This window comes from Hymenobacter daecheongensis DSM 21074, assembly GCF_900141805.1.
Taxonomy (GTDB): domain Bacteria; phylum Bacteroidota; class Bacteroidia; order Cytophagales; family Hymenobacteraceae; genus Hymenobacter; species Hymenobacter daecheongensis.
In genome coordinates, this window is record NZ_FQYN01000002.1 from 522,870 (window position 1) to 536,009 (window position 13,140).

The following is a 13,140-nucleotide window of genomic DNA, read 5'->3' on the forward strand; positions in this document are numbered from 1 at the left end:
CCCCTAGCCCCCTCTCCGAAAAGGAGAGGGGGGACTAGACTCTAGTCTTTTAGTCTTAGCCTTCTTATTCCAAACCTTCCCAACTAGCTCTAGAAACTAGTAGCTAGTTCCCCCTCTCCTTTTCGGAGAGGGGGCTAGGGGGTGAGGCGAACGTGAGGCGCTCAACAGAACATCATGTCTACCAAATCCCAATCTCTCTTCCAACCCGCCCTGATCAGCGAGGCCGTGAAACAGGCCTTTGTGAAGCTCGATCCGCGCATCATGTTCCGCAACCCGGTGATGTTCACTGTGGAAGTGGGCACGGTGGTGATGCTGCTCGTGACGCTGGGGCTGCTGGTGAAGCCCGACGCCGCGCAGGGCTCATTCGGCTACAACTTCACCGTGTTTCTGGTGCTGTTTCTGACCTTGCTGTTCGCCAATTTCGCCGAGGCCATTGCCGAAGCCCGCGGCAAGGCCCAGGCCGAAAGCCTGCGCAAAACCCGCGAGGAAACGCCCGCCCGCGTCATCGACGCCAACGGCAACGTGTCGTCGGTGTCGTCGTCGCAGCTGCAGAAAGGCCAGATGTTTCTGGTGGAAGCCGGCGAAATCATTCCTACTGATGGCGAGATTATCGAGGGGCTGGCTACCATTGATGAATCGGCCATTACGGGCGAGTCGGCGCCGGTGATACGGGAGGCCGGCGGCGACAAATCTTCTGTCACAGGCGGCACCAAGGTGCTGTCGGACCGCATCAAAGTAGTCGTCACGACGGCGCCCGGCGAGAGTTTTCTGGACAAGATGATTGCGCTGGTGGAAGGCGCCTCGCGGCAGAAAACGCCCAACGAAATTGCCCTCACCATCTTGCTGGCGGGATTCACGCTGGTGTTTGTGCTGGTGTGCGTGACGCTGGCGCCGTTTGCCAATTTCGCCAAAACGCCCATTGCCATTTCGGCCTTCATTGCGCTGTTTGTGTGCTTGATTCCGACCACCATTGGCGGGCTGCTCTCGGCCATCGGCATTGCGGGCATGGACCGCGCGCTGCGGGCCAACGTCATCACCAAAAGCGGCAAAGCCGTGGAAACGGCCGGCGACATCGATGTGCTGCTGCTCGACAAAACCGGCACCATTACCATCGGCAACCGCAAAGCCACGCACTTCTGGCCCGCACCCGGCATCGAGGCCCGGCAGTTTGTGGAGCTGGCTACGCTCTCGTCGCTGACCGATGAGACGCCCGAAGGCAAGAGCATTGTGGAGTTGGCCCGCGAGCAGCAGGTGAGCCCCGAGCAGCTGCTGCCCCGCCTGCAGGGCGCCGAGCTGATCAAGTTCACGGCCGAAACCCGCAGCTCCGGCGTGACGCTGCCCGACGGCACCCGTATCCGCAAGGGCGCTTCCGACGCCATCCGGCAGCTGGCCGTGAAAGCCGGCCAGGCCTTTCCGCAGGAAACCACGCAGCGCGTGGAGGCCATTGCCAGCAATGGCGGCACGCCGCTGGTGCTGAGCGAAAACGACCGGGTGCTGGGCGTGGTGGAGCTACAAGACATCATCAAGCCCGGCATTCAGGAGCGGTTTGAGCGCCTGCGCAACATGGGCATCAAAACGGTGATGGTGACCGGCGACAACCCGCTCACGGCCAAGTTTATTGCCGAGAAAGCCGGCGTCGACGACTTCATTGCCGAGGCCAAGCCCGAGGACAAAATGACCTACATCCGCAACGAGCAGCAGCAGGGCAAGCTGGTAGCCATGATGGGCGACGGCACCAACGACGCCCCCGCCCTGGCCCAGGCCGACGTGGGCGTGGCCATGAACTCGGGCACCCAAGCCGCCAAGGAAGCCGGCAACATGGTGGACCTCGACAACGACCCCACCAAGCTCATTGAGGTGGTCGAAATCGGGAAGCAGCTGCTCATGACGCGCGGCACGCTCACCACGTTTTCCATTGCCAACGACGTGGCCAAGTACTTTGCCATTGTGCCGGCGCTGTTCATGGTGGCCATTCCGGCCCTGGGCGCGCTCAACATCATGGGCTTGAAGTCGCCGCAGTCGGCCATCCTCTCGGCCGTGATTTTCAACGCCGTCATCATCCCGGCGCTGGTGCCGCTGGCCTTGCGCGGCGTGGCTTACAAGCCCATCGGGGCCTCGGCGCTGCTGCGCCGCAACCTGCTGGTGTATGGTTTGGGCGGCGTGCTGGTGCCCTTCATCGGCATCAAGGTCATTGACTTGATTGTGGGGGCATTTTTGTGAGAACCTCGGTAAAGCGGAAGTCCTGCGCAATGATGTAGCCTTGACCAATGAGCAGCAGATGATGCAATGGTTTCACTAGCTGAGCCTCCATTTTTCCGTGAACATAGGTTGACACGCCATACTTCTCGCAAGCTTCAACCATAGCTTGGGCAATAGAAACCGGCGCACCCGCCATAAGTAGGCCAGAGCCGTCAACTATGTTTTTCCTCAGCTGGTTGGCTCCACCGTTTAAAAACCACTGCCAGTCGCGCCAGCCTTGAAACACTCCTTCTATTCGCTGCTGGATATCGGCCAATAAGTCGTCTGGTTCTGGCAGGCGGGAGTTGACATATACTCCAACCAGTGAACTGTTGTATGCCAGAAGTAAAGGATGCTCTGTGCAACTAAGAAATTCGCCACGCATTCCCGGCTTTAAGCGCGCTTCCTTCTTCTCTACATAGTCAATCCGGAATGACTTTCCGGGCATTGTAAGAACCGCAAAAGTAGTTTGAGCTACCATCACGGTAACCATTTGATTATCTGGAATCGGGACATCAAGCATGCGCCCAATTTACCAATGACTTTGAAACCATCATGAAACAGAACCTGCTTCCCGCATTCCGCCTGACCCTTGTGCTGCTGCTGGTGTGCTGCCTGATTTACCCCGCCCTGGTGTGGGCCGGCGCTCAACTGGCCCCGGCCGGCGGGCAGGGCGAAACCATCAGCCACAAGGGCCGCGTGGTAGGCTACGACAACTTGGGCCAGAACTTCACCCGGCCCGACTACTTCCAGGGCCGCCCCTCGGCCGTGGACTACAACGCCGCCGGCTCGGCCGGCTCCAACAAAGGCCCCAGCAACCCCGAGTACCTGGCCGCCGTGCAGGCCCGCCTCGATACGTTTCTGGTGCAGAACCCCGGCGTAACCAAAGCTCAGGTGCCGGCCGAACTGCTCACCGCCAGCGGCTCGGGCCTCGACCCGCACCTTTCGCCCGCCGCCGCCGCCGTGCAGGTAGCCCGCGTAGCCAAGGCCCGCAACCTGGACACTGCCAAAGTGCAGGCTTTAGTGGCCCAGCACACCGAACACAGCGTTTTGGGGCCCGACCGGGTGAACGTGCTGCGCCTGAACGTGGCGCTGGACGAGCTGGCTGCCCGCCGTTAAGGTGCCGGTCATTTTTCTTCCGATTCTTCTTTCTCTTTCCTGTTACCGATGAACTACTTTTCCCGCTCCACGGCCCTCAAAAAACAACTTTCCACCCTGCTCCTGGCCGTAGGAGGTACTACGCCGCTGCTGGCCCAAACCACCGAAACCCGCCCCGGTACCCAGCGCCCCGCCGCCGACACCACCACGGCCATTCCGGCCAAAGTGCCCTTCGACGGCTACGACCTGACCTGGATCAACGGCCAGAACCGCCAATCGACGTTTCCGCTGCAGGTGAAGGACGCCAACGGCGAAACCGTGCTGACCGGCGTGGCCTTGCTCGACGGCCACTACAACTACAACTTCGCCCGGCCCATCGACCACACCCAGACCATTTCGGCGGTGTCGGGGCGGGCCAATGAATTCTCGCTGGCGCTGGCGTCGGTGGGGCTGGAGTCCAACTACAAAAACATCATCGGGCGACTGTGGCTGCAAACCGGGTCCATGGCCCATGTAGTGCAGGAAACCGACGGCTCGGTGTTGCGCGGCCGCAACACGGGCACCGGCAACCTGAAGTTTATCCGCGAAGCCGCCGCCGGCTACCACTTCAACAAGGCCTACGGCCTGAACGTGGAGCTAGGCATTTTCATGAGCTACATCGGGTTGGAAAGCTACGTGATGCAGGAAAACTGGAGCTACCAGCGCAGCCTGGTCTGCGACTTCACGCCGTTCTACTTCCAGGGGGCGCGGGTGCAGTTTTTCCCCACCAAAAACTTCAAAACTGAGCTGTGGGTGATGAACGGCTGGCAGACCTACAACACGTTCAACCGTCGCCCGGCCTTTGGCAACTCCAACTACTGGCGTCCCAACGAGAACCTTCAGTTGGTGGCCAACTTCTACTACGGCAACGACTCGCGCCCTGGCCTCGACTCTACGGCGGTGGGCATCGGCAGCTACCCCAACATCAACCGCTTTCACCACGATAACAGCATCGTGGCCCGCTACTACCACAAGCCCAAAAACCAGCTGCGCGGCATCACGCAGGCTGCTTTCAGCCTGAACACGCACTACGGCTTCCAGAGCGGCGACGGGCTCAAGGCCAAGAACAACTACATGACCGGCACCTCGTTTGCCAACCGTCTGTGGTTTGCCAAGAACAAGGCCGCCTTCACGCTACGGGCCGGCTTCGTAAAAAACCCTTCGCGCTACCTGAGCTTCACGCCGGCCGTGGTGGGCGGCAACGGCTCCAACGCCTTCCTCGACACGCCCGCCAGCAAGCTCACGGCCAAGGAAATTACCGGCACCTTCGACCTGATGCCCTCCGACTTCGTGACCTTCCGCATCGAGTACCTGCACCGCTCGGCCAACGTGCCCTACTTCGCTGGCCGCGGCGGCACCACCTCGCCCTCCGGTTACGCCGACCAGCCCATCCCCGCCAACTGGCAGCCCGACCTGCGCAAAACCGAAAACCGCATCGTCGGCTCGGTGAATTTCCGTTTGTAAACCCCACCCCAACCCCTCCCCAAAAGGGAGGGGCTTAGGTTACCATCACAACGACTAAATGACTTTGCCAAAGTAACCTAAGCCCCTCCCTTTTGGGGAGGGGTTGGGGTGGGGTCTGCGGGACTGTGCAGCCTTTTCTGGCCCCTTTGCCGTAGTATTCCGCTATGAAAACACGTTTATTCCTGGCGCTGGCCCTCGCGGGGTTGCTGCGCAGCACCCCGGCACTGGCGCAGCAACCCGCCACCACCGACACCACCCGCACCGCTACCCCAACCGCTGAAACCGACCCCAAGCCCGAGTTTTTCGGCTACGTGGGCGTGTACTACGGCTACGACTTCAATAACCCCGCCGACCTGCGCCGGCCGGGCTTCATCTACTCCGAAAACCTGCACAACCAGATTGCCATCAACATTGCACTGCTGGGCGCGCGCTACCAGAGCGAGCGGGTGCGGGGCACCTTCGCCATCCAGACCGGCACCTACCCCGATGCCAACTACGCCGCTGAGCCTCAGATTTTCAAGAATATCTACGAGGCCTGGGGCGGCGTGAAGCTGGCTAAAAACCTGTGGCTGGATGCCGGCATTTTCCTTTCGCACATCGGCCTGGAAGGCCCCATTTCCCGCGACGACCTCACGCTGACCCGCTCCATCATGGCCGACAACTCACCCTACTACGAGGCCGGCGCCAAGCTCACCTACGACAACGGCCAGAAGTGGCTCTTTTCGGCCCTGGTGCTCAACGGCTGGCAGGTCATTCGCGACAACAACCAGAACATGGCCGTGGGCACGCAGGTGCAGTTCCGGCCCAACAGCAAGTGGCTGCTCAACTCCAGCACCTACTTGGGCGAGGGCCGCAACGTGCCCGACTCCGTAGACCAGCGCACCCGCTACTACCACGACTTCTACCTCACCTTCAACCCCAGCGAAAAGTGGCGGCTGGCAGCCGCCGTGGACGCCGGTTGGCAGGAAAAAGCCGACGGCCGCGCCGGCTACGACCACTGGCACGCCGGCTCCCTCATCGTGCGCCGCCGCCTGGGCAAGAAAACCGGCCTAGTAGGCCGCGCCGAGTACTTCCACGACCCCGCCGCCGTGGTAGCCAGCACCGCCGTGGGCGGCCTGCACACTGGCGGCTACTCCCTGGGCTTCGACTACAACCCCGTGCCCCGCGTGATTCTGCGCCTCGAAGGCAAGCAGTTCCGGGCCGCTGATGCAGTATTCACCCAGCGCAAGGAACTGCGCGCGACAAACGCCGCCCTCACGGGCCTGCTGGGCCTCACGTTTTAAAAAACCCCAATAACCAGTCAGGCGGCTGCCGCTGTCTGGCCGGGACGTTCTGTAGGGCATAAGTCGGCCGGCTTTGCAGCCAACTACCACCCAGCCACCCGCATGGAAACCTCCACCGAAGACAACCTGCGCGACCAGTCGGCTGAGCGGTTTCTGCGCCTGGTGCAGGACCGCCGCCGCGGCCGGCTCAAGGTGTATATCGGGTTGGCGGCCGGGGTGGGCAAAACCTACCGCATGCTGCAGGAAGCCCACGACCTGCTGCAGCACCACGTAGATGTGGTGCTGGGCTTCGTGGTGACGCACGGCCGGGCCGGCACCGAGGCCCAGCTGCAAGGGCTGCCGGTGCTGCCCCGCAAGCAGATTTTCTATAAGGGCCGCATGCTGGAGGAGATGGACGTGCAGGCCATCCTGCAGCGGCGGCCCTCGGTGGTAATTGTGGACGAGCTGGCCCACACCAACGTGCCCGGCTCGCTCAACGAGAAGCGCTGGCAGGACGTGGAGCAGCTCGTAAAGGCCGGCATCAGCGTGATTACGGCTGTGAACGTGCAGCACCTGGAAAGCCTGCACGACCAGGTGCTGCGCATTACGGGCACCGACGTGACGGAGCGCGTGCCCGACCAGCTGCTCAAGCTGGCCGACGAGGTGGTGAACGTGGACCTCACGGTGGGCGAGCTGCGCGGCCGCCTCGAAGAAGGCAAAATTTACGACTCGCAGAAGGTGCCTACGGCGCTGCAGAACTTCTTTCAGGCCGAAAACCTGCTCCAGCTGCGCGAGCTGGCCCTGCGCGAAGTGGCCAACCTGCTGGGCCGCCAGATTGAGAGCGACGCCGGCGGCGCGCCCGCCGTGGCCCCGCAGCGTCGCAACACCGACCGCCTGCTGGCCTGCATCAACGCCAACGCCCCGGCCGCCAAGGAAATCATCCGCAAAACTTCCCGCCTCGCCGACCGCCTCGGCGGGGCCCGCTGGTACGTACTCTACATCCAGACGCCGCGCGAGTCGTCGGACCGGGTGGGGCTGGCGGCCCAGCGTCACCTCATCAACAACCTGCAGCTGGCTACCGAGCTGGGCGGCCAGATTCTTCGGGTGAAGGCTGACAACGTGGTGCCGGAAATAATGCGCGTGGCCGCCGAAAAGAACGTGTCGCTGCTCATCTGCGGGGTCACGAGCGAGAAAGGCTGGTGGGCCCGTCTCACCCGCCGCGGCATCACCACCGACCTGATCCGCCGCGTAGCCCGCCACGACCAGGACCTGGATATTTTTCTCGTGACGTATTAGGTGGGGGCCTGGGGGCTTGGTTGGTGGGGTCTTGGGTTGTATTCTGACAAGTTGCACCCCAACATCACCCAGAACCCCACCAACCAAGCCCCCAAGACCCCAAGCCCCTAAGTCCCCCAACACATGAACCTCAAAACCAAGATAACGCTCGGCTTTCTGGCGGTGCTGCTGCTGCTGGCCGGCATTGGGTCCTACACGCTTTATTCGCTGCGACGACTCGACCGCACGGCCACTAACGTGCTGAAAGAGAACTTCTACTCGGTACAGCTGGGCCAGCAGCTCTACGCGGCCCTCGACGAGCTGACGCTGGCCCACCAGCAGCGCTACCTGGGCGGCACCGCGCCGGCCGGCTACGAGGCCACGGTGCGCCAGGGGCTGCGCCGGTTTCAGCAGAGCCTCACCCGCGAGGCCGGCAACATCACCGAGCCCGGCGAGCGGGAAGTGGTTGATTCGCTCACCCACGCCTTCGATGCCTACCAGCTGTTGCTCGACCCGCAATCGACGGAGCCGCGCACGGCCGCGTTCTACCTGGCCCGCATTCTGCCCCAGCACCAGCTGCTGCGCACCCAAACCGGGCGCATGGTGCAACTGAACATGCAGGCCCTCACCCGCAAAAACGAGCAGGCCAACCGCGCCGCCACCCAGGTCACGCGCTACACGCTGGCCATGCTGGTGTTCAGCGGGCTGATTATGCTGTTTTTCGTGCTGAGCGTGCCCGAATCGGCCGTGATGCCGCTGCGCAAGCTGCAGGCCAGCATCGACCATGCCGCCAACCACAACTTCACGTCTTCCATTCCGGTAGAAAGCCACGACGAGTTCGGGGCCGTGGCGCGGGCCTTCAACCGAATGCTGGTGCAGCTGCAGGACTACCGCACCTCCACGCTGGCCCAGCTCATGGCCGAGCGCAACCGCGTGACCAGCCTCGTGAACAACCTCGACGAAGGCTTACTGCTGATTGATGAAAACCGCCGCATCATCGTGGCCAACCCCATCATCAGCAGCTTGCTCGATGTGCCCGCCGCCAAGCTGGTGGGCCGCCCCGCCGACGAGCTGGCCCGCGAAAATGACCTGTTTCGCGAGATGCTGCGCTACCTCGACGTGCCCGCCGCCCAGCGCGACAAAGACACGCCGCTGCTCACCATCGCGCAGAGCGGCGAAGAAGCCTACTTTCGCCTCACCGTCAACGATGTCATCAGCTTCAACGAGGCCATTGATAAGATGGAGTTTGTGGGCTCGGTGCTCACGCTGCGCAACGTGTCGGAATACAAGAAGCTGGATCAGGCCAAGTCCAACTTCTTGGCCACGGTGTCGCACGAGCTGAAAACGCCGCTTTCCAGCATCAATTTCAGCCTGAAGCTGTTGCAGAATGGCAAGGTCGGCCCGCTCAATGCCGAGCAGCAGAACATTGTGCTCACCCTGAAGCAGGAAAACCAGCGCCTGCTCAAGATGGTAGGCGAGCTGATCGACGTGTCGCGGCTGGAGTCGGGCAATATTCAACTCAACTTCCAGCCCTCCGGCATCCTCGACATCGTGCAATTTGCCGCCGATACCATTCAGCTGCAGCTGCAGCCCAAGCAGCTCACGCTGGATGTGCAGGTGCCCGCCACGCTGCCGCCCGTGCGGGCCGACATCGAAAAGACCACCTGGGTGCTGCTCAATCTGCTGGCCAATGCCATCCGCTATTCGCCCGAGCAGGAGCAGATTCATATCCGGGCCAGCCTCTCCGCCGACCGCCAGCAGGTGCAGGTCAGCATTCAGGACCACGGCCCCGGCATCGCGCCCCAATACCAGGAAAAAATCTTCCAGCGCTTCGTCCAGATTCCCGACAAGAACGGCTACAAAGGCGGCTCCGGCCTGGGCCTGAGCATCGCCCGCGAGTTTATCGGCAGCCAGGGCGGGCTGCTGTGGGTCGAAAGCGAGCTGGGGGCCGGCAGCACGTTTATGTTCACGCTCCCACTGGCCGCGCCCGAGTCGGCGTAGCGCCACCAGGCACATGATTTCAACCGAACGTCATTCTGAGCGCAGCTGAGGAATCTCGCGTGCTGACTTTGGATTAGTAATCTGACATCAGCACGCGAGATTCCTCGGCTGCGCTCGGAATGACGTTCAGCTACTGCCTGCTCCAACAAAAAAAGCCTCTCCGCTATCCGGAGAGGCTTTTCACTACTGCCATAGCTGTGCCCGGCGCTACCGCAGAGCCAGCTTCTGACTAATGCCCAGCTCCGGCACCGCCAGCTGGTACACGCCGGCCGGCAATATCTTGCCCACGGCCAGCCGCAGCTGGTTGGAGCCCGGATACATGCGGGCCTGCTCCTCGTGCACCAACCGGCCCGTCAGATCGAACAGGCGCAGCGACACGCGCTGCTCCACGCTCGTTTGCAGCGTCAGCTCGATGCGCTCCGACGTGGTGGGGTTAGGATAAATGGCCAAGCCGGCTTTTTCGGGCACTACCGCCGCGGCGGCTGTGGGCGTGGGGGTCACGGTTTCGCGGGCCGTCATGGAGCCGGCTACTACCGTAGGGGCGGTGTATGTGGCTTTCAGAAAGGCGCGTTGGGCGGGGTTGGCGGTGGAGGCATTTTTGGCTTTCAGCGAAATCCAGCCGGCCGTGGTGGGCGTGTAGGTGCCCGTGAGCGTGCCGGTGCCGGTTTTGCTGCTCACCAGCGTGCCGGCGTTGTTGTAGAGCGCCACCGTAAGGCTGCGCGTGGCATCGGTCGGAAACAGCGTGTAGGCAATGGTTTTGTTGGCATCGGCGTAGATGCGGCCGGCCGTGCGCAGCGCCGTGGAGCCGGCGGGCAGCTGCCCGCCCTGCTGCAATGAGCGGGTATCTTTGTCGCCCAGGTCGTCGGCCAGCTCCCATTCCTGGGTGGTGCTCAGCGTGGGGCGGGTGTAGTTGGTGCCGATGCCCGTGGGGGCCCACACCGAGTAGCCGCGCCGCCCGCCGGTGGCCGTGCCGTTGCAGGGCGGCGTGTTGATGGCTACCGTGCCCGCGCCGCTCACCGTAACGGTGGCCGTGCCGTTGGCCCCGGAATAGTCCTTCAGCACGGTGCCCGGCGCGAAATCAGTGCTCACCGTGTTGTTCTGCCACACCGAGAAGTTGTCGTTGATGCCGATGATGGCCTTCGTGCTGCGCTCAATCACGAGGTGGTCGGCGGCCTGCCAGCGCACTTTGTACGCGCCGTCCTTAAAGCGCAGGTTCTGGTGGCACCAGATCAGGTTTTCCAGGTCGCTGCGGGTGGGCAGGTCCACGCTGCTTTTGGGGCTGTGCGAGTAGCGCTTGCCCGTGTTGCCCACGTTGAATAGGTCCTCGAAGAAAATCTGGGGCGAGCCATCCAGCGCCAGCGCCGCGGCATACGTGGCCGACAGGCGCGGGTCAAACGGGTCGATGTGCGGGGCCAGCTCCGAGCCGCCGTTCCAACCGGTGTAGTCGCCGGTGGCGCTTACCTGGGGCCGGAAGGTGTCGTGGTTGTTCACAAACGGCACCGTGCGGTGCACATACTGCCCGTTGATGAGCACCACGCGGGTGCCTTGCTGGTAGCCCGGCAGGCTGCCCAGGTCGAAGTTGCCGCCCCCGCTCACGATGCTGTAGAGCCCGTTGCGCAGCGAAAAGTCGAACGTGCCGGCCCGGTTCTGCACGTTGCCTACCCACGAGTCCATTTGCCCCGCCGAGCCCACCCATTCGCCCACGGCAAACATGGTGGCGCTGCCGTTAGCCCAGCCGGCGTTGCTTTGCAGGTTGTAGAGAAAGTCTTCCATGGCGAAATCCGGAAAATGCTTTACCGCATCGAGCCGCACGCCGTCAAATCCTTCCTGCTTTTTGTACCACACCAGCCAGTTGCGGCCGTTGTTGCGCATGTAGTCGCTGCCCTGCACGGGGTTGAAAGTGGCGTTGGAGCTTTGCCCATACGAGCCGGGGTAGTAGCTGATATCGGGCCCGAAGAGCACGGAGTTCCAGTCGCCGGTGGTGGAGTTGTTGCCCTGGTTCGGATTGAAGTTTGTCCAGTTTTTGGAGAAGCGTCCGCTGCGGGCCAGGTAGTTGGCCGCCGACTCATCGGTGGCCGGCGTGGCGTAGCTCACGTAGCGGAAGTTTTTGTACTTGCTGGTGGTATAGTCTTCCCAGGCGGCGGGGTCCTGCCCGCCCACGCCGGTTGCCGAGCCGGCCCCGTCGTTGTGGTTCAGCACGATGTCCTGCACCACCTCGATGCCGTTGGCGTGCAGGATGGCCACGGCCCGCAGCAGCTCATCTTTCGTGCCCAGGCGCGTGCCCACGAAGCCTTTCTGGTACTTGTCGCCGAGGTCGTAGTTGTCAAACGGCGAGTAGCCATTGCCCTGGTTGGCATTTTTGACGGATGGCGGCAGCCACACGGCATCTACGCCCATCGTCTTGAGTCGCGGGGCCAGGTCGGCAATGTAGTTGGCCCAGCCGTTGGGGTAGTTGGTGTTCCAATAGTCCCACCAGAAGCCCTGGAGCACTATTTTTTGGGCGCGGGCCGGGCTGCCGGTCAGCAGCAGGCATAGGGAGAGGGCGGCCAGCAGCCAGGGGCTGCGGCGTTTGGTAGAAATTTGCATTCGCACGTGGGAATTTGGTTGAGAAAGAGAGCAGCGAAGAAAAATTACTTGCGTAATTCTTTTCGTTTGAAAGATATTGAGGAATATGACAATTATAATACAATGCCAAAATCTTCCTCTCCTCCTCTCTCTGCCCGACACTTGCGAAGCACCCTGGGAATTAATCGAATATCAGTGATGTTTAATGGACTGCGCCGGGCAGAATCTTACCATAAGCGTTCTGTTTTGCGTATAAGCCTTTGTAGGGCTTCCGGTAGCAGGGAGGCCTTTTTGATAACCGAAATACCCGAGCAAATGGAAAAGCCAAGTGTAACTCAGCGCAAGCGTCTCAAGATTCGGGCCCGTCGGATGCTGACGCGCCGTGTACTACCGTTTGTGGCCGCGTTGTTCCTCGCTACTCCCATGGCCTCGCCGGTCAGCAAATCGATGGCCCACGCTTCGGACGCGCCCACCCGGATGCCTTCGCCGGATGCCATGCGGGCCGCTTTCTTCGATCAGCAGCTGCACGATATGTACCGCGACCTGAGCGTAGAGCAACAGGGCTTGCGCTACGAGGTGTTTGAGAAGGCCATGACCGGCTACCTCAACCTGGAAAAAGAAGGCAAGCTGGGCGACAAGAAGCTGCTCACCGTCATCGATTTCGACCTGCCTTCTACTGAAAAGCGCCTCTGGGTGCTCGATCTGGCTAGCAAGCAGGTAGTGTTCCACACGCTGGTAGCGCACGGCCATAATTCCGGCGAGAACATGGCGACCAATTTCTCCAACGAAAATGAGTCGAACATGAGCAGCCTGGGTTTCTACGTCACGCAGGGCGAGTACATCGGCAAGCACGGCCGCTCCCTCAAGCTGCAGGGCGTAGATGAAGGCTATAACACCAATGCTCTCATGCGTTCCGTGGTGATGCACGGGGCCGACTACGTGAGCGAAGACTTCATTCGGCAATACGGCCGCCTGGGCCGCAGCCTCGGTTGCCCCGCCCTGCCCATGGACCAGCACGCCCAGATCATCGAGGCAGTGGGCAACGGCACCTGCTTGTTCCTGAATGGCAACGACACGTCGTATTCTTCAAAGTATCTGGACCAGCAGGTGGCGATGAATACGCTGCTTTCCAATAACAGCTGAGAAGTTAAATGATAACAAAAAAGGCCGTCTGCGCAGTGCAGACGGCCTTTTTTGT

General features: G+C 61.8%; 9 protein-coding genes. 7 read left to right on the plus strand and 2 right to left on the minus strand.

Annotated features, from left to right (window positions below; all coding sequences use genetic code 11):
* Positions 1 to 174: 174 nt before the first annotated feature.
* The gene (gene kdpB, locus BUB62_RS05090) at positions 175 to 2,220 is read left to right on the plus strand and encodes a potassium-transporting ATPase subunit KdpB (protein ID WP_073106990.1); all 2,046 of its coding nucleotides are present in this window, start codon (positions 175 to 177) and stop codon (positions 2,218 to 2,220) included.
* Here kdpB and BUB62_RS05095 read toward each other — a convergent pair.
* Complete coding sequence (locus BUB62_RS05095) at positions 2,189 to 2,761, minus strand: hypothetical protein (RefSeq protein WP_073106992.1); 573 nt, start codon at positions 2,759 to 2,761, stop codon at positions 2,189 to 2,191. The genes kdpB and BUB62_RS05095 overlap by 32 nt on opposite strands.
* A 32-nt stretch (positions 2,762 to 2,793) precedes the next feature.
* On the opposite strand from BUB62_RS05095, the gene kdpC reads away from it, so the two are divergent.
* The 5 genes from kdpC (at position 2,794) to BUB62_RS05120 (ending at position 9,377) form a co-directional block, all read left to right on the plus strand.
* Complete coding sequence (gene kdpC, locus BUB62_RS05100; protein ID WP_073106995.1) at positions 2,794 to 3,357, plus strand: potassium-transporting ATPase subunit KdpC; 564 nt, start codon at positions 2,794 to 2,796, stop codon at positions 3,355 to 3,357.
* 48 nt (positions 3,358 to 3,405) lie between these two features.
* Complete coding sequence (locus BUB62_RS05105) at positions 3,406 to 4,839, plus strand: outer membrane beta-barrel protein (protein ID WP_073106997.1); 1,434 nt, start codon at positions 3,406 to 3,408, stop codon at positions 4,837 to 4,839.
* Between the two features lie 164 nt (positions 4,840 to 5,003).
* Positions 5,004 to 6,122, plus strand: a complete 1,119-nt coding sequence (locus BUB62_RS05110; RefSeq protein ID WP_073107000.1) for a porin — start codon at positions 5,004 to 5,006, stop codon at positions 6,120 to 6,122.
* A 102-nt stretch (positions 6,123 to 6,224) separates the two neighbouring features.
* Positions 6,225 to 7,397 carry a histidine kinase gene (locus BUB62_RS05115; protein ID WP_073107001.1) on the plus strand — a complete coding sequence of 391 codons (1,173 nt, stop codon included), beginning with the start codon at positions 6,225 to 6,227 and terminating at the stop codon, positions 7,395 to 7,397.
* Between the two features lie 123 nt (positions 7,398 to 7,520).
* Positions 7,521 to 9,377: a HAMP domain-containing sensor histidine kinase gene (locus tag BUB62_RS05120; protein WP_073107004.1), complete on the plus strand. Its 1,857-nt coding sequence runs from the start codon at positions 7,521 to 7,523 to the stop codon at positions 9,375 to 9,377.
* Between the two features lie 207 nt (positions 9,378 to 9,584).
* On the opposite strand, the gene BUB62_RS05125 is transcribed toward BUB62_RS05120, so the two are convergent.
* A complete protein-coding gene (locus BUB62_RS05125; protein ID WP_073107005.1) occupies positions 9,585 to 11,963 on the minus strand; it encodes an alpha-amylase family glycosyl hydrolase in 2,379 nt (792 codons plus the stop codon).
* Positions 11,964 to 12,257: 294 nt separating this feature from the next.
* On the opposite strand from BUB62_RS05125, the gene BUB62_RS05130 reads away from it, so the two are divergent.
* Positions 12,258 to 13,085 (plus strand): murein L,D-transpeptidase catalytic domain family protein, encoded by an 828-nt coding sequence (locus BUB62_RS05130; protein ID WP_084538839.1) that lies wholly within the window; start codon positions 12,258 to 12,260, stop codon positions 13,083 to 13,085.
* Positions 13,086 to 13,140: the final 55 nt, after the last annotated feature.